The 16,028-nt window shown below is 69.1% G+C and carries 15 protein-coding genes; 6 read left to right on the top strand and 9 right to left on the bottom strand.

The genetic code is table 11. From position 1 onward, the window contains the following. The 4 genes from QQK25_RS14485 to QQK25_RS14470 all read left to right on the top strand — a co-directional run. Positions 1-983: NnrS family protein (locus QQK25_RS14485; RefSeq protein WP_284188555.1), on the top strand; the 983-nt coding region annotated here is incomplete at its 5' end. A 198-nt stretch (positions 984-1,181) separates the two neighbouring features. Next, entirely contained in the window at positions 1,182-4,187 is a 3,006-nt protein-coding gene (locus QQK25_RS14480) for an EAL domain-containing protein (RefSeq protein WP_284188554.1), read from the top strand. Positions 4,188-4,315: 128 nt separating this feature from the next. Continuing rightward, positions 4,316-5,080 carry a TerC family protein gene (locus tag QQK25_RS14475; protein WP_284188553.1) on the top strand — a complete coding sequence of 255 codons (765 nt, stop codon included), beginning with the start codon at positions 4,316-4,318 and terminating at the stop codon, positions 5,078-5,080. Next, positions 5,077-6,057 carry a serine/threonine protein kinase gene (locus QQK25_RS14470; protein WP_284188552.1) on the top strand — a complete coding sequence of 327 codons (981 nt, stop codon included), beginning with the start codon at positions 5,077-5,079 and terminating at the stop codon, positions 6,055-6,057. Before QQK25_RS14475 ends, QQK25_RS14470 begins: the two co-directional genes overlap by 4 nt. 231 nt (positions 6,058-6,288) lie before the next feature. Here the strand turns inward: QQK25_RS14470 and QQK25_RS14465 are convergent, their stop codons facing one another. Continuing rightward, positions 6,289-6,789, bottom strand: a complete 501-nt coding sequence (locus QQK25_RS14465) for an HAD domain-containing protein (protein WP_284188551.1) — start codon at positions 6,787-6,789, stop codon at positions 6,289-6,291. A 148-nt stretch (positions 6,790-6,937) separates the two neighbouring features. Here QQK25_RS14465 and fabI point away from each other — a divergent pair, with 148 nt between their 5' ends. Then, positions 6,938-7,717 carry an enoyl-ACP reductase FabI gene (gene fabI, locus QQK25_RS14460; RefSeq protein ID WP_153162508.1) on the top strand — a complete coding sequence of 260 codons (780 nt, stop codon included), beginning with the start codon at positions 6,938-6,940 and terminating at the stop codon, positions 7,715-7,717. 16 nt (positions 7,718-7,733) lie between these two features. Continuing rightward, a complete protein-coding gene (locus QQK25_RS14455) occupies positions 7,734-8,327 on the top strand; it encodes a hypothetical protein (protein WP_284188550.1) in 594 nt (197 codons plus the stop codon). A gap of 9 nt (positions 8,328-8,336) precedes the next feature. On the opposite strand, the gene QQK25_RS14450 is transcribed toward QQK25_RS14455, so the two are convergent. The 8 genes from QQK25_RS14450 to QQK25_RS14415 all read right to left on the bottom strand — a co-directional run bounded on the left by QQK25_RS14450 (position 8,337) and on the right by QQK25_RS14415 (position 16,021). Further along, a complete protein-coding gene (locus tag QQK25_RS14450) occupies positions 8,337-9,077 on the bottom strand; it encodes a polysaccharide deacetylase family protein (RefSeq protein ID WP_284188549.1) in 741 nt (246 codons plus the stop codon). After that, complete coding sequence (locus tag QQK25_RS14445) at positions 9,074-10,141, bottom strand: glycosyltransferase (protein WP_284188548.1); 1,068 nt, start codon at positions 10,139-10,141, stop codon at positions 9,074-9,076. The genes QQK25_RS14450 and QQK25_RS14445 overlap by 4 nt, the downstream gene beginning before the upstream one ends. Next, positions 10,138-11,220, bottom strand: a complete 1,083-nt coding sequence (locus QQK25_RS14440; RefSeq protein ID WP_284188547.1) for a glycosyltransferase family 4 protein — start codon at positions 11,218-11,220, stop codon at positions 10,138-10,140. Before QQK25_RS14440 ends, QQK25_RS14445 begins: the two co-directional genes overlap by 4 nt. Beyond that, positions 11,217-12,263 (bottom strand): lipopolysaccharide heptosyltransferase II, encoded by a 1,047-nt coding sequence (gene waaF / locus QQK25_RS14435; RefSeq protein ID WP_284188546.1) that lies wholly within the window; start codon positions 12,261-12,263, stop codon positions 11,217-11,219. The genes QQK25_RS14440 and waaF overlap by 4 nt, the downstream gene beginning before the upstream one ends. A 133-nt stretch (positions 12,264-12,396) precedes the next feature. Beyond that, positions 12,397-13,140, bottom strand: a complete 744-nt coding sequence (locus tag QQK25_RS14430; RefSeq protein WP_284188545.1) for a polysaccharide deacetylase family protein — start codon at positions 13,138-13,140, stop codon at positions 12,397-12,399. Positions 13,141-13,279: 139 nt separating this feature from the next. Then, positions 13,280-13,960: a putative nucleotide-diphospho-sugar transferase gene (locus QQK25_RS14425; protein ID WP_284188544.1), complete on the bottom strand. Its 681-nt coding sequence runs from the start codon at positions 13,958-13,960 to the stop codon at positions 13,280-13,282. Between the two features lie 28 nt (positions 13,961-13,988). Next, entirely contained in the window at positions 13,989-15,269 is a 1,281-nt protein-coding gene (locus tag QQK25_RS14420; RefSeq protein ID WP_284188543.1) for an O-antigen ligase family protein, read from the bottom strand. Positions 15,270-15,283: 14 nt separating this feature from the next. After that, positions 15,284-16,021: a glycosyltransferase family 25 protein gene (locus tag QQK25_RS14415; RefSeq protein ID WP_284188542.1), complete on the bottom strand. Its 738-nt coding sequence runs from the start codon at positions 16,019-16,021 to the stop codon at positions 15,284-15,286. Positions 16,022-16,028 lie beyond the last annotated feature (7 nt).

Here is a 16,028-nt window from a genome sequence, read left to right as displayed (position 1 = left end):
TGCCCCGCTGGCAGGGGATGGCCGACACGCCGGGCAGCGCCGCCCGGCGGCCGTGGCTGGGGCTGGTGTCCGGCTGGCTGGTGTTCGATCTGGGCCTGCTCACCGGCGCCGCGTGGCTGCGGGTGGTCGGGCTGGCGCTGGTGCTGACGGGCTGGGCGCTGGCGCTGGCGATGCTGCATCCGGTGGCCTTCCGGGAGGGCAAGCCGAGGCTGCATGCGGGCACCGCCTGGCTGGCGCTGGCGGCGGGCGCGGTGGGGCTGGTGGCGTGGATCGTCTTTGCGGCCACGGGTGCGCCGCTGGCGGCGCGGATCGGCCTGTCGGTTGGCGTGTATGGGCTGCTGGCGCCGCTCTTCATGGTGGTCAGCCACCGGATGATTCCATTCTTCTCCAGCTCGGCGCTGCCCCGCTACGAGGTGGTGCGGCCGGACTGGACGCTGCGGGTGCTGCTGGGCGTGAGCGTGGTCCACGGCCTGCTGGACATCGCCGGGCTGGTCGCCTGGGCCTGGCCGTTGGATCTGTTGGGCGCCGGCACGGCCCTGTGGCTGAGCTGGAAGTGGCAGCTGCCGCGCAGCTTCGAGGTGCGCCTGCTGGCGATGCTGCACATCGGTTTCCTGTGGCTGGGCATCGCCTGGCTGCTGGCCGGGGTGCAGGGCCTGCTGCACGCGGCCGGCGTCGAGACCCTCGGCCTTGCGCCGCTGCACGCGATGGCGGTGGGCTACTTCGCGACGATGACCCTGGCGATGGTGTCGCGTGTCACCCTGGGCCACTCGGGACGCCCGCTGGTGGCCGACGCGCTCACCTGGCGACTCGCCCTCGGGCTGCACGGGGTCGCGCTGCTGCGGGTGCTGTCCGACGTGCTGCCGGCCGGGCAGCCGCTGTTGCTGGTGGCGGCCGGGGTCGGCTGGCTGGTCGTCTTCCTGCCCTGGGCGAGCCGCCTTGTGCCCATCTACCTGGCCCGGCGCAGCGACGGTCGGGACGGCTGATCGGCGGCCTGGCGGTGATAAGTCACTGTTCCGATCCGGAATCTGCGGTTGGCGTGACATCCGTCGCCCTGGTGTGGGACTTCCTGCCTTGGCAATGGCGGCAGTCCCATGCACCATCGCGGAAACTGGAAAAATTGATAAAACAGGATGACGTTAGATCACGCCTCCCGGGAAACGTGGAACTGCGTTGCCGGGCGTTTGTCGCCCGGAAGCACGCTGCTCGATGCCCTCTCCTGCCTGCTCACCCAGGGCCTCGATACCGTGGCGGTGGGGGACGACGGGCCGGGGCTGCGTTACCTCGGCGCCCACACGGTGCTGCGCGCGCTGCAGGCGGGCCTGCCGGCAGAGACGCCGGTCTCCGAACTCGCGCTGGCTGAAAGCGCCGCCGCGGCGGGCAGCGAGGCGCCCGGCGCAGCGGCCCTGATCAACGGCCTGCCCCTGCGCATGTGGCTCAAGGGGCGCGATGGCCGCTACCTCATCGTGAATCGCAGTTTTGCCGAGTCTTGCGGGCAGGCGATGCCCCAGGCGGTGGTCGGCAAGACCGATCTCGAGCTCTTTTCCCGGTCCGTGGCCGATGCCGAGCGGGCCGAGGACGCCCAGGTGATGCAGGAGGGCCAGCCCCTCAGCCGGGTGGACCGGATCGACGGCGATGGTACGGTCTGGTTCGAAACCTACAAGGCGCCGGTGCGCAGCCCCGACGGGCTGGTGGTCGGCACCGTGGGCGTGGCCTACGACGTGAGCGAGCGGGTGCGCGAACAGCGTTCGGCCCAGCGCAGCCGCAAGAAGCTCGCCGACGTGCTGGCCACCATCGGCGAAGGCATCTGGGATTACAACCTCGTCACCGGCCGCGTCAGCCACAACCGCCACTGGTGCACCATGCTGGGCCTCGACGACCGCTGGCTCAACCACGCCATGGCCGACCTGCAGGCCCTGATCCACCCGGAAGACCGGGAGCGGGTCGATGCCGCCGTGGCCGCCTGCCTCGAAGGCGGCGGCACCTACGTGGCCGAATACCGCCTGTCCCACGCCGACGGCCACTGGCTGTGGGTGCGAGACCGCGGCGACGTGGTGGATTACGACCAGGACGGCCGCCCGCGGCGGATGGTCGGCAGCATCGCCGACATCAGCGCCATGCGCAGCACCACCCAGGCCCTGCTGGAAAGCCAGATCCGCTACCAGCAGGTTTTCGACAGCGTGCGCGAGGTCATCTTCCAGACCGATGCCCGCGGCCGCTGGCAACTCCTCAACCCCGCGTGGGCCGAGATCACCGGCCATCCGGTGGATGAATCCATCGGCCGCAGCTTCCTCGACTTCCTGCACCCGGACGACCAGGACGCCCGTCGCGAAGCCCTCAAGCCGCTGGTCGAGCGTGCCCAGGACCACTGCAGCGCCACCCTGCGGGTGAAGTGCCGCGACGGCAGCTTCCGCTGGCTGGATCTGTACGCCCGGGCCATCGTCGATGCCGACAACACCCTGATCGGCACCTCCGGCACCCTCAACGACGTCACCGCCCGGGTGGCCGCCGAAGACTACCTGCGCCTCACCGCCAGCGTGTTCCGCCACGCCCACGAGAGCATCATCATCACCGACCCGGATGCCCGCATCCTCGAGGTGAACGACAGCTTCTGCGCCCTCACCGGCTACAGCCGCGATGAAGTCATCGGCCAGCACAGCCGCCTGCTGCGCTCCGGCCTGCACGACGCGGCCTACTACGACGCCATGTGGGCCGACCTGCTGCGCGACGGCGTGTGGCAGGGCGAAACCTGGAGCCGCAAGAAGAACGGCGAGTTCTACGCCCAGCTCGGCAACATCTCGGCGGTGCGCAACGAAGCCGGCCAGACCACTCACTACGTGGGCCTGTTCACCGACATCACCGACATGAAGGAGAACCAGCGCCAGCTCGAGCACCTCGCCTACCACGACGTGCTCACCCAGCTGCCCAACCGCAGCCTGCTGGCCGACCGGATGCGCATGTCCCTGGCCCAGGCCGAGCGCAACGGCACCCTGGCGGCCGTCGCCTATCTCGACCTCGACGGCTTCAAGCCGGTCAATGACAGCCTCGGCCACCACGTGGGCGACCGCCTGCTGGTGGAGATCGCCCGCCGCCTGCAGGCCTCCACCCGCGCTGGCGACACCGTGGCGCGGATGGGCGGCGACGAGTTCGCGCTGATCTACAACGGCCTCGAGCACGCCGACGAATGCGAGCAGGTGTTTGCCCGCCTGCTGGCCAGCATCTCCGCCCCGATCACCGTCGACGGCCGCGAACTGAGCGTCACCGCCAGCATCGGCGTCACCCTGTGTCCGCTGGATGGCTCCGATCCCGAGGTGCTGCTGGCCCACGCCGACCAGGCCATGTATCTGGCCAAGCGCGCCGGCCGCAACCGTTTCCACCTCTTCGACCCCGAGCGCGACCGCCGCCTGCGTGCCCACCGGGACGCCCAGATCCGCGTCGAATCGGCCCTCTCCGGGGGCGAGCTGGAGCTCCACTACCAGCCCAAGGTCGATGCCCTCACCAACACCTTGTCCGGCGTCGAGGCGCTGATCCGCTGGAAGCACCCGGAGCTCGGCCTGCGCCTGCCCGGCGAGTTCCTGCCCACGGTGAGCGAATCGCGCTGCGAGATCGACCTGGGCAAGTGGGTGCTCGCCACCGCCGTGGCCCAGCTCGACACCTGGCGCGCCGCCGGCCTGGCCACGCGGATGAGCGTCAACATCTCGGCCCGCCACCTGGCGCACCCGGATTTCGTGCCCCATCTGCGCTCGGTGCTCGAAGCCCACCCCGAGCTCGACCCTGGCCTGCTGCAGCTCGAAGTGCTCGAATCCACCACGATGACCGACCTCTCCGGCATCGCCCGGATCATGGCGGCCTGCAACGACCTGGGCGTCAGCTTCGCCATCGACGACTTCGGCACCGGGTTCGGGTCGATGAGCAGCCTGCGTCGCCTGCCGGTGCGCAGCATCAAGATCGACCGCTCGATCATCCACAACATGCTCAACGACGAGGACGATCTCGCCACCGTGCAGAGCATGATCGGCCTCGCCGCTGCCTTCCGCCGCGAGGTGATCGCCGAGGGCGTCGAGACCCCGCGCCACCGCCAGGCGCTGGTCAAGCTGGGCTGCCATCTGGTCCAGGGCCACGGCATCGCCCGCCCGATGCCCGCCGCCCGGATGCAGCGCTGGATGCGCGCCTACGCCACCCGCCACTAGCACGTCCGTTCCGCCGCCGGCGCGCCCCGCCTGCGCCGACATCCTCAATCCGCCCCGTTTCGTGCGACCATGCGCCTCGCGTGCTTGCCGACTCGGGCGCGCATCCCGTCACAACCCTCAATGCAAACATGGAATTCCTGACCGACCCGCAACTGCTGATCGCCTTCCTCACCCTCACCGCCCTCGAGCTGGTGCTGGGGATCGACAACGTGATCTTCATCTCCATCCTGGTGGACAAGCTGCCGCCGGAGAAGCGTGCCTTCGCCCGCCGCCTCGGCCTGTTCCTGGCAATGTTCATGCGCCTCGCGCTGCTGGCAGCCCTGTCGTGGATGGCCGGCATGACCGAGCCCGTCGTCACCGTGCTGGATCACGGCTTCTCGGGCCGTGACCTGATCCTGCTGGGCGGCGGCCTGTTCCTGGTGTGGAAGAGCACCCAGGAAGTCCACCAGCTGATGGAAGGCGAGGAGGGCGAAGCCTCCAGCGCCGTCAAGGCCACCTTCGGCGCGGTGATCGTGCAGATCATCCTGATCGACATCGTGTTCTCCCTCGACTCGATCATCACCGCCATCGGCATGGTCAATAACCTCCCGGTCATGATGGCCGCGGTGATCGTCTCGGTGGGCCTGATGATGGTCGCCTCCGGCCCCATCGGCGAGTTCGTGTCGCGCCACCCCACCGTGAAGATGCTGGCGCTCTCGTTCCTGCTGGTGATCGGCGTGGTGCTGATGGCCGACGCCTTCGGCCACCACGTGCCCAAGGGCTACATCTACTCGGCGATGGCTTTCTCGGTGCTGGTCGAGATGCTCAACCTGCGCATGCGTGCCCGTCAGGCGGCCAAGACCGCGCCGGTCAAGCTCCACGAGCCCTACGTGCGCGAGGGCAACACGCAGTGACGGCCCCCTTCGGACCGCTGACGCCCGATTTCGTGCTGTCGGCGGTCGAGGCCAGCGGCCTCGTCTGCGACGGCCGCCTGCTCACCCTCAACAGCTACGAAAACCGCGTCTATCAGGTCGGCATCGAGGACGCCCAGCCGCTGATCGCCAAGTTCTACCGCCCCGGGCGCTGGAGCGACGAGGCGATCCTCGAGGAGCACGCCTTCCTCGCCGAACTCGCCGAGGCCGAGATCCCCGCCGTGCCGGCATTGGAGGTTGGCGGGAGCACGCTGCACCACTACGAAGGCTTCCGGGTGGCGCTGTTCCCCCGCCGCGGCGGCCGCGCGCCCGAGCTGGACGACCCGGCGGTGCTCGGCTGGCTGGGCCGCTTCCTCGGCCGCATCCACGCCATCGGCGCAAAGCAGCCCTTCGCCCACCGGCCGGATCTGACCATCCGTAGCTTCGGCGAAGAACCGCGCGACGAACTCCTCGCCTCGCCCTTCCTGCCGCCCGAACTGCGCGAAACCTGGCTTTCGGTGGTGGATCAGGCCCTGGACGGCGTGCGCCGCTGCTTCGAGCGCGCCGGCGCGCAGCCGATGATCCGCCTGCATGGCGACGTGCACGGCGGCAACGTGCTGTGGACCGACGCCGGCCCGCATTTCGTGGATTTCGACGACGCCCGCAACGGCCCGGCGGTGCAGGATCTGTGGATGCTGCTCTCCGGCGACGCCCCGGCCATGGCCCGCCAGCTCGACCACGTGCTCGAAGGCTACGAGCAGTTTGCCGATTTCGACCCGGCCAGCCTGCACCTGGTGGAAGCTCTGCGCACCCTGCGCCTCATCCACTACGCCGGCTGGATCGCCCGGCGCTGGGACGACCCGGCCTTCCCGGCGGCCTTCAGCTGGTTCGACACCCCGCGCTACTGGCAGGACATGATCCTCTCGCTGCGCGAGCAGGTCGCGCTGATGGACGAATCGCCCCTCGCGCGACAGTTCTAAGCCTGCCCGGTCTTCCATCAACGCGGGGTGTATTCGATCTACACCCCGTGAACATCCTTTGTTCACGGGGTGAATATGATCTACACCCGATGCGATTCCTTCGTTCACGGGGTGTAATCGATCTACAGCTCGTGAAAGTCCTTCGTTAACCCGGTGATGTCGATCTACGCCGGCCTGACATCCTTCTCGCCGGCCCGATTATCGACAGACCGGGGTCGATGAAGGCTGTCGTCAGGCGGGAGTTGCCGTTTCGGCGTCAAATTGGCCGGCGCGGAAGGCGTCCAGCAGCCGGCGCATGCGCCCGGCGTCCTCTTCGGTGAAGCCCTGCTTGAAATCGGTGAGCACCAGCCGCGCGCGGGTCGGCCAGTTGCCCGGCGCGTCGTCGATGGCCAGCCACGACGCGGTGGGCGCCTTGGCCGCCAGCCACTGGCGGGCCTCCCGCTCGCGCAGGCCGTAGAGCTCGTTGGGATTACGCGGAAAGATCGCCGGCGTGGTGTCGATCACCCGCGGCTGGATGTCCGGCGAGAAGCGCGCCCGCAGCTTGGGCAGCGAGAACAGCGTGCGCCAGTCGGATGCGATCACCACCCGGGTCTCGGGGTAATCGCGCAGCACGGCTTCGAGCACCGGCAGACAGCGAAAGTCCTCCGCCTCGCGCCAGGGATGCGTGACCCCATCGAAATCGAGGAAGACATAGACCGGGATCACACCCGGGCTGTGGAGCTTTTCGGTCATTGTTTGATGCGTCGCAACATTTCGGTTGAGGAAAGGTGGAATCCTGCCGTTATCAAAAAAGTTTGCACGTAACAGTATTCGTAGACCATTCTAAGGTCTGCAATTGTTGCAGTGCAGTAATTTTTTATCGAACCCCATGGAGGTTTTTATGAACCCGATCATCAATCTCGAAGGCAAGGTGGGTCTGATCACCGGTATTGCCAACGAAAAGTCCATCTCCACTGGTGTTGCCGAAGCGTGCATCGAAGCGGGCGCCAAGGTCATCATCACCTACCAGAACGAGAAGACCCTCGCGTTCATCGAGCCGATCGTCAGCCGCCTGGGGATCGAGGACGTCCTGCTCCTCGACGTGACCAAGCCCGAGACCATGGACGAAGTCTTCGCCCAGATCGACGCCAAGCACGGCAAGCTCGACTTCGCGATCCACAGCATGGCCTTCGCCAAGCGCGACGACCTCCACGGCCGCGTGGTGGACACCTCGCCGGACGGCTTCGCGATGGCGATGGACGTGTCCACCCACTCCTTCGTGCGCCTGGCCCGCAAGGCCGAGCCGCTGCTCGAGAAGGCCGGCGGCGGTTCGCTCATCACCATGACCTACCTGGGCAGCGAAAAGGTCATCGCCAACTACGGCGTGATGGGCCTGTGCAAGGCTGCGCTCGAAGCCGCCACCCGCTACATGGCCTTCGAGCTGGGCCCCAAGAACATCCGCGTCAATGCCATCTCCCCGGGCCCGCTGATGACCCGCGCCGCTTCCGGCATCGCCGGTTTCGACGGCCTGATGGCCGCCGCCGTGGATCGTTCGCCGCTGCACCGTCTCGTCACCCCGGAAGACATCGGCGCGCTCACCGCGTTCCTCGTCTCCGACGCTGGCCGGAACATGTCCGGCGGCGTACACTTCGTGGATGCTGGCTACAACATCATCGGATGACCCTCGTCGATCCGCGATGATCGACCCGCCCGCCGTGCTGCCGGAAGCCGGGAGAGCGCTCAGTCGCCTTCCCGATCCGGTTCCGGCTCACCCCCTGCTCGAAGGTCTCGTCGAGATCGGGCGGGGGGAATTCTCGATCGTGCTCGACGCCGGTGACGGCGAGCGCGTCTTCAAGGTGGTCAGCTCCCCCGCCGACTACTTCTATCTCGCCGCGGACGACCGTCCCACCGGCATTCATTTCCCCCGCGTGTTCGCCGATCACGGCGTTGTCGGCAAGGCCAGCAACGGCTATTCGTTCCGCCTCGTCGAGGTCGAGCGCCTGCGTCCGGTGTCGGGCGAAGCGTCCCGGCTCGCCCGGCTGCTCGCCGCCGCCTACTGGGAAGGCTGCGAGAAGTGGGCCAACATGGGTGTCAATCGTGGCCGCCTGGCGCTCTACCACATCGCCCAGGAACCGCCGTCCGAGCTCCCCGCCAGCCTCGTCGAGGCCGTGGCGCGGCTGTCGGATTTCATCGAGGGCTACCCGGTCCAGCCCGACATCCTCAACCCCGACAACCTGATGATGCGCGCCGACGGAACGCTGGTGTTTGCCGATCCGGTTTTCCTGCCCTGATCGGCGCCTTCAGCCGGCGCGGTGCAGCAGCGGGCGCTTGGGGGCGTTCTTGGTGAGCAGCTTCCAGGCCACGCCGAACACGTCGTCGCCCCGCGAGACCGCCTTGCGCGGCAGGGCCAGCAGATCGTTCGACGGAGTGGCGGCGGCTCGCTCGCAGGTGGTGCCGGAGAGATAGCCGGCTGCCGCGGCGGCTTCCATGCTGCGCAGGTCGTGGCTGCCGTAGGGGTAGCAGAAGTGATCGATGCGCTGGCCGAGCAGGTCTTCGAGCGCCGACTTGCTGTCGCTCATCTCGCGGGCGATGCAGGCTTCGTCCTGCTGGGCGAGGCGCAGGTGGCTCCGGGAGTGGGAGCCGATGGTGAAGCCCATGTCCCGCACCTCGCGCAGCTGCGCGGCGTCCATCAGCGGCGCCGGCTCGGGGCCGACGCCCGCATCCCACATCGACGTGCTGCCGATCAGGCTGCTCACCGCGTACACCGTGGCCGGATAGCCGTGGGCCTTGAGCACCGGCGCGGCGTTCTCGAGGAAATCCACGTAGGCGTCGTCGAAGGTGAGCACCAGCGGGCGCGGCGGCAGCGCCTTGTCGCCCCGCAGGCCGGCCACCGCGTCGTCGAGGCTGATGACGGTGTAGCCGAGCACCCGGAACAGCGTCATCTGGGCGCGAAAGCGCGGCAGGTGGCAGTACAGTGCGCCGTGGGCCTTCACCCGGCCGGGAAAGTGCCCGACCCGGTGGTACATGAGGATCTGGATCATCGGCTGCAGGCCTCGCGATAAGCCGCCAGGGTTCCGTCGAACATCGCGTTCTCCGTGAAGCCGGATTCGAAACGCTGGCGCGCCCGGGCGCCCAGGGCGGCGCGCCGCTCGGGGGAGGCCAGCAGCCGGGCGATGGCGTCGGCCAGCGCCGGCACGTCGTCCGGCGGCACCAGCAGGCCGCTCGCGCCGTGCTCGACCACCTCGCCGATGCCGCCCACCGTGCTGGCGACGATGGGCAGGGCACAGGCCGAGGCTTCCAGCAGGGTCAGGGACAGGGCTTCCCGCCGCGACGGCGCCAGCAGCATGTCGGCCGCCGCCAGCAGGGCCGGCACGTCTTCGCGCAGGCCCAGGAAGCGGACCCGGTCGGCAATGCCGAGTTCGGTCGCGAGGGCCTGGATCTGCGGGCCCAGATCGCCGTGGTGATCGCCGGCGAGGAGCAGCGTCCAGCGCTGATCCTTGATGCGGGCCAGCGCCTTCAGGGCGGTGTCGTGGCCCTTGGCGGTGACGATGCGGGCGGCCATCAGCAGGCACGGCTCGTCGTCGGCGATACCCAGCGCGGCGCGGGTGGCGTGGCGCACGTCGGCGGGCAGCGTGGCGGCGATGTCGGCGATCCCGTGATGGACGACCCGGATGCGCGCCGGGTCGTAGCCCTCGCGCTCGAGAAAGCGGGCCACGGCGCCCGACACCGCGATGATCCGGTCGGCCCGGCCGAAGTGCTTGCCGGCGTTGTCGGAGTGGGCGGTGGCCACGTTGGGCACCCCCGCCAGCTTCGCGGCAAACCCGGTGTACAGCGCCCCGCGGGTGAGGTGGCCGTGGATCAGGTCGGCCTTTTCGCGGCGGGCGTACAGCGCCAGGCGGATGACTGACGGCAGGTCGTAGATGCCCACCATTGGCAGGTTGATCCCGCCAAAGCCGTCGGCGGTGAGCTGCTGGCCGAGCCAGCCGTTCATCGAGCCGGCAAACAGCGCCTCGTGGCCCCGCGCCCGCAGGCCGCGCATCAGCTGCAGGGCGTGGCGTTCGGCGCCGCCGCTGCGCAGGCTGTGCAGCACGGTGATGATCTTCATGGGCGGAGCACCTGGCGATAGACGGCGAGGTTGCCCGCCACCATCGCGTCGATGGAAAACTCGGCCAGGATGCGCGCCCGGCCGGCAGCACCGAAGCGCGCGCGCAGGGCCGGGTCGGCGGCGAGGCGGTCGATGGCGGCTGCGAGCTGGGCTTCGTTGCCGGGATCGATGAGGAGGCCGGTCACGCCGTCCAGCACCGCCTCGGGCAGCCCGCCGGCGCGGGTGGTGACGATGGGCACCCCCGCGGCGGAGGCCTGCAGCAGCGACACGCCCAGGCCCTCCATGTCGGCCGGATGCACCAGCAGATCAAGCCCGCCCAGCCAGCGCGGCAGATCGTGGCGGAAGCCGGCGAAGCGCACCGCGGCATCCAGCCCGCGGCTTTGCACCTCCGCGCGCAGCTCGGCTTCCAGCGGGCCCTGGCCGAAGATCAGCACGATCAGCTTCGGGTGCTTTTCGAGCAGGCCCGGCAACACGGAGAGCAGGTAGCGGTGGCCCTTGCGCGGGATCATCTGCGCCACCACGCCGGCCACCAGCGCATCGGCGGGCAGGCCGAACTCGGCACGGAAGGTGGCGGCGTCGACCGGCGCGAGGTAGGGCGTGGCGTCCACGGCGCTGCGCACGCAGGTGACCTTCTCCGGCGCGAGGCCCTCGGATAACAGCACCTGGCGGATGCCTTCCGAGATGGTGATCACGTGGTCGTAGAGCCGGTACTTGATCGCCACCGCGAGGCGGGATTCCGGGTTGTCCACCCGTCGCGACAGCACGCAGGGCACGCCGGCGAGCTTGGCGGCGAGGCCGCCCCAGGTATCGGCGCCGCGGCGACTGTGCAGATGCACGAGGTCGGGCTTTTCGGCGCGGATCAGGCTGGCCAGGCGCAGCACCATGCCCGGATCACCGTCGCCGCCCATCTTCATGGGCACCACGCGCACGCCGGCGGGCTGCTGGCGGGCGGTGTCGCTGCCGGCGGGGCAGGCGAGCAGGTTGTCGATGCCGCGGGCGGCGAGGCCCTCGACGATGTACTGCACCTGACGCGCGCCGCCGTATAGAAACTTGCCGGCTTCCACGTGGAGGATCTTCATCGCGTGCCTCCGGCGGCCAGCATGGCCTGGGCGCGCTCGATGACCATCGCCGGCGTGATGTCGCGCAGGCAGGTGAACTTGCCACCGCAGGTGGGCCGGCGCTTGCACGGCGAGCACTCCAGCCCCAGCCAGATCACGCTGCCGGTGGGCCGGCCGGTGTCGGTGTAGGGGCAGGTGGAGCCGAAGATGGCGACGGTGGGTTTGGCCAGCGCGGTGCCCATGTGGGTGAGGCCGGTATCGACGCCGATCACCAGCGCCGAACGGGCGATGAGGGCGACGGCTTCGGGCAGGCGGGTCTGGCCGGCGAGATTGACGATGCGCGGGTCGGCCGCGGAGATGCGGGCGGCGGCTTCGGCATCGGCCGGGCCGCCGAGGATCACCGGGGTGAGGCCGGTGGCGGCGATGAGCTGCGGGGCGAGTGCCTGCCAGGCGTCCTCGAACCAGTGTTTCTGCGGGCGGGTGGTGAAGGGCGCGAAGACGGCGTAGCGGCCGGTCTCGAGCCCGTGGGCGGCGAGCTTGGCCTGCGCGCCGGCATCGGCTGCCGGGGCGACGGTGAGCGTGGGCAGGAAGTCGCCGGCGTCTGCGCCCAGGTGCTGGGCGAGGAACTGGTATTCGGAGCCGATGCGGTGGATGTCGCCGCCGCGGGGGATGACCTCGGTCATCAGCAGCTGGCTGCCTTCCTTCGAGCCGAGGCCGACACGGCGCCTGGCCCCGGAAAGCCAGGTGATGAAGCCGCTCTTGAGCAGGCCTTGCAGATCCAGCGCCACGTCGAACTGGCGGGCGTGGAGCTCGCGCCGCAGGGCGAGCACCCGGCGGGCGAGCTCGAGCTTCTGCCCGCTCTTCCAGAGCTTCACCCACTCGGCCTTGCTCCAGGTGATGACCTCGTCGATGGCCGGGTCGGTGACGAGGAGCTCGTGGATGCCCGGCTCGACCAGCCAGGCCACATGGGCGTCCGGGTAGGCGCGCTTGATGGCGGCGGGCAGGGCCGAGGCGAAGACCACGTCGCCGATGGCCGAGCTGCGGACGATGAGGATGCGCTTCACGCGGAGACTCCGGCGCGGCCGTGGGCGGCCGGGCGGCGGGGCTGGGAGCGGAGGCGGAACGTCATGGGCAAAAACCGGGCGGCGCAAAGACCGCTATTGTGCCGCAAGTCGCGCAGCTTTCGCCCGGATCCGGCTAGCCGCGGCGGATCGGCGGATGGCGCGGGGTGTTCCTGGCGACGAGTTTCCAGAGCACGCCCAGCGCGGTGTTGCCCTGGGAAACCGGCTTGCGGGGGAGGGTCAGCAGGTCGTCCGCCCGGGTGGCGACGGCCCGCACGCAGGTGGTGCCGGTGACGTAGCCGGCTTCGGCGGCGGCGTGCACCGCGCGGATGTCGTGGCTGCCGTAGGGGTAGCAGAAGTGGTCGACCCGCTTGCCGAGGGCGTCTTCGAGCATGCGCTTGCTGATGGTCATCTCTTCGGCGATGCGCTGGGTGTCGACCTGGGCGAGGCGGGGATGGCTGACCGAGTGGGAGCCGATGGTGAAGCCCATGGACTGCACTTCACGCAGCTGGGCGGCGTTCATCAGCGCGGCGGGGCGCAGGCCTTCGGGTTCGACCCACGACGAGGCCTGGCCGAGCAGCCCCGCGACGGCATAGACGGTGGCCGGATAGCCGAAATCCTTGAGCACCGGCGCGGCGCATTCGAGGAAATCCACGTAGCCGTCGTCGAAGGTGAGCACCACCGCGCGGGCGGGCAGGGTGGCCTCACCACGCAGGCCGGCCACGGCGTCGTCCATGCTTACCACCGAATAGCCGAAGCGCCTGAGCATGCTCATCTGCGCGGCAAAGCGCGGACGATGGCAATACTGCCCCCGATGACTGGGCATGCGCGTCGGAAAATCACCAACCTGGTGATACATCAGGATGTGGACTCGGCTCATTCTGGAGAGGGATTTCACGCCCGGGCACGAATCATGCCGGAATTTTGTTTCGGCATGTTCCGTGCCGTGCAGGGAAATGTCACGACCGGCTCATTGAATTAACACTTTCTATCAATGGGCTGCGCCGGCAGGCGCGGACCTACAGCCAGGTCGTGATCAGCCAGGCCAGCGCCGCAACGAAAACGACACCCAGCACCACATTGCGGGTCTTTTTCATGGTGCGCTGGAGCTTGACCCGCTGGCGGCTGGCCTGGAAGTGCTCGACCACCGGCGTCTCGGAGCCCCGGTCGAAGATCTTCACGTAGCTCTCGGGCAGCGGGCCGATCTTCAGCTCGGGGTGGCGTTCGACGGCGCTGGTGAAGCTGTCCTGGTCGACGCCCAGCACCATGCCGTCCTGGGCGGCGATCCAGTCTTCGACGAAGGCGTGCATCGCCGGGGTGTTGCGCAGGTACAGCGTGCCGGTGAGGTAGCGGTGGGTCATCCCGGCGTCGGCGGGGGCGATGAACACGCCCAGGTCGGCATCGAAATCGAAGAACAGCTTGAGGGGCGAGCGGACGACCGAGTCGGCGTCGAGATACACCACGTCGCGGCCGGGGAAGCGGCGCAGGCAGTCGAGCAGGAACTCGGGCTTGATGCGCGTGTTGGCTTCCCAGTAGCCCCGGCTGGCGAAGCGCTTGAGGAAGTACGGGGTGCCGGTGCGGTCGAGGGATTCGCGCAGCTGGGCTGCTTCGGCGGCGTAGCCGTCGGTGAAGAAGCCGCAGGTGAGGAAGGGTACGCCCGGAGCGTCGTTGAGGATTTCGCCGTCGGCGCCCATGTTCATGGTCGGTGTTCGGAATGGAGAAGGCGATCTATTCTGCCCGAATCGGCGCGGCTTGTCGGCCGTCCGCGGGCGGCCCGAGGCTTTGCCGGCCCAGCAGCAGCACCGCGAAGAGCACGTACAGCAGCGAGGTGTTGGAGCGCCACAGGTAGTCCTCGAAGAGGCTGCACACGCCGATGAACACCACCAGCGCCACCCGGTGCTGGGCGAGGGCGTCGCGCTGGCGGCGCCACAGGATGGGCGGAAAGTAGGTGAGGAGCAGGATCAGCCCGCCGCCGATGCCAGTGGTGGTGACGGTGAACAGATACTGGTTGTGGGGGTTGTCGGTGGTGGTCCAGTCGGGCGTGTAGCGCTGGTTGACGTCCACGTAGGCGGGGTAGAAATCCCCGGCGCCAACCCCGGTGAGGAGGTTCTCGGCGGCGAGGCGCAGGCTGTTGGTGAGGAATCCCAGCCGCTGGGCGGTGGCGGTGTCGAAGGTGTCGTGGCGCCGGGCGAATTCGCTGAGGGTCTCATCCACCTGGGCGGCGATCGGGGCGCTGGTGTGGTAGGCCAGCACCGCGAGCCCGCCGGTGAGGCTGACCGCCGCCAGGGCTGCCCGCAGCGGGTGGCGGCCGGCGAGGCGCTGGAAGATCAGCAGCGCGACGAGGACCAGGAAGACCAGCTGGCCGGTGCGGCCGGTGGAGAAGATCAGGTTGCCGGTGGTGAGGAGGGCGAGCAGGGCGAAGCCGGCCCGCCGCCAGCCAGCCGCGGCGACGGCCTCGCGCAGCGCCAGATAGCCGGCCCAGGCGAGGATCGGGGCGTAGAGGATGTGATCGACGAAGGGCGCGGTTTCGGTGGCTTCCTTCCGGACGCGGATGCCGTCGGGCCACTCGGGGAAGAAGCTCATCTCCAGCCAGTTGTACCAGGCCAGCGTCTCGGCCATCAGGCAGCCGGCCAGGAAGGCGGCGATGCAGCGGGGCGCGAGTTCGCGCCGGGCGATGGTGAGGTAAAGGGGGGAGAGCAGGAAGAATGCGTAGCGCCCGACCATCCGCAGACCGGCCTGCAGGTCGTCGGTCCATAGCAGCGACAGGGGCGTGATCCAGAAGAAGGCCTGGAAGATCCAGAACAGCGGATCGCCCCTGAGCTGCGCCCATTTTTCGGCGAAGCGGCCTTCGACCAGCGACAGCAGCAGGATCAGCCCGCTGATCGAGTAGGCCGGCGCCACGTGGGCCGGCAGGAAGAAGAACAGGCTCGCGAACAGCATCCCGTTGATGGCGGGAATGCGGGCGGCAATGGGGGCGTGCAGCCCCGCCAGGGCGTTTCCGAAAGACATCGCCGGGACGTGCCTCAGCCGCGGCCCTGCAGTTTCGCCCTGATCCGGCGGGCCATCAGGAACACGCTGATCTTGCGCCGTTCGGCCTCGGCGACCCGGGCGAAGTGGCGGGTCAGGCGGCGGGCGACGCTGTCTGCGCCCTTGCTGCCGAAGCGCGCGCCGATGCTGCTGGCGATGCTGGCATCTTCGACCACCACGCTCGGGGAAAGCACAGGCACGCACAGGCCGTACTTCCAGTAGCGGTCGAGGGTGTCGTCGATGGGGCTCTTGGGCACCGGGATGGCGGCCAGCAGGCGGCGCGCGCCTTCGAGGCTGACCATGTAGCCCTGGGTGCCGCTGGGGTGCTTGGTGGGCAGGACGAGCTGCTCGCCGCCCGACAGGGTGGCGACGGGAATCCCGCGGATCGGCTGGAGGGCGGACAGGCGCACCGCGTCGAAGGGCGGCATCAGGGCGGCGGCTTCGCGGGCGACGCGCATCAGCGAGGGGCTGCACACCACGTCGTCTTCGAGGACGATGGCGTGGGGCAGGCGGCGCTCGACGACGATCTGCCAGAAGCGCAGGTGGCTGAGGTAACAGCCCACCTCGCCGTTGGAGAGGCCAGGCTCGGCGTCGGGGCCGAGGGTGGCGCGATCGACCTTGACGCCTTCGACGGCCGGCAGGATCTCCGCCTCGAGCCCGAGCTCGCCCAGGTGCCGGAGGATGGCCTCGCGACGGTCGGCGGCACGCTCAAGATTGACGACGAATATCTTCATGGTGTGG

It is taken from the genome of Zoogloea oryzae, assembly GCF_030161255.1.
Classification (GTDB): domain Bacteria; phylum Pseudomonadota; class Gammaproteobacteria; order Burkholderiales; family Rhodocyclaceae; genus Zoogloea; species Zoogloea oryzae.
This window is presented reverse-complemented; position numbering and strand designations above follow the sequence as displayed.

What these genes read in the sequence shown, in the direction of transcription:
- QQK25_RS14475 (WP_284188553.1), top strand. Translation starts at nt 4,316, where the DNA reads ATGGAATTCCTGACCGACCCGCAACTGCTGATCGCCTTCCTCACCCTC.
- QQK25_RS14465 (WP_284188551.1), bottom strand. Translation starts at nt 6,789, where the DNA reads ATGACCGAAAAGCTCCACAGCCCGGGTGTGATCCCGGTCTATGTCTTC.
- fabI (WP_153162508.1), top strand. Translation starts at nt 6,938, where the DNA reads ATGAACCCGATCATCAATCTCGAAGGCAAGGTGGGTCTGATCACCGGT.
- QQK25_RS14455 (WP_284188550.1), top strand. Translation starts at nt 7,734, where the DNA reads ATGATCGACCCGCCCGCCGTGCTGCCGGAAGCCGGGAGAGCGCTCAGT.
- QQK25_RS14450 (WP_284188549.1), bottom strand. Translation starts at nt 9,077, where the DNA reads ATGATCCAGATCCTCATGTACCACCGGGTCGGGCACTTTCCCGGCCGG.
- QQK25_RS14445 (WP_284188548.1), bottom strand. Translation starts at nt 10,141, where the DNA reads ATGAAGATCATCACCGTGCTGCACAGCCTGCGCAGCGGCGGCGCCGAA.
- QQK25_RS14440 (WP_284188547.1), bottom strand. Translation starts at nt 11,220, where the DNA reads ATGAAGATCCTCCACGTGGAAGCCGGCAAGTTTCTATACGGCGGCGCG.
- QQK25_RS14430 (WP_284188545.1), bottom strand. Translation starts at nt 13,140, where the DNA reads ATGAGCCGAGTCCACATCCTGATGTATCACCAGGTTGGTGATTTTCCG.
- QQK25_RS14425 (WP_284188544.1), bottom strand. Translation starts at nt 13,960, where the DNA reads ATGAACATGGGCGCCGACGGCGAAATCCTCAACGACGCTCCGGGCGTA.
- QQK25_RS14420 (WP_284188543.1), bottom strand. Translation starts at nt 15,269, where the DNA reads ATGTCTTTCGGAAACGCCCTGGCGGGGCTGCACGCCCCCATTGCCGCC.
- QQK25_RS14415 (WP_284188542.1), bottom strand. Translation starts at nt 16,021, where the DNA reads ATGAAGATATTCGTCGTCAATCTTGAGCGTGCCGCCGACCGTCGCGAG.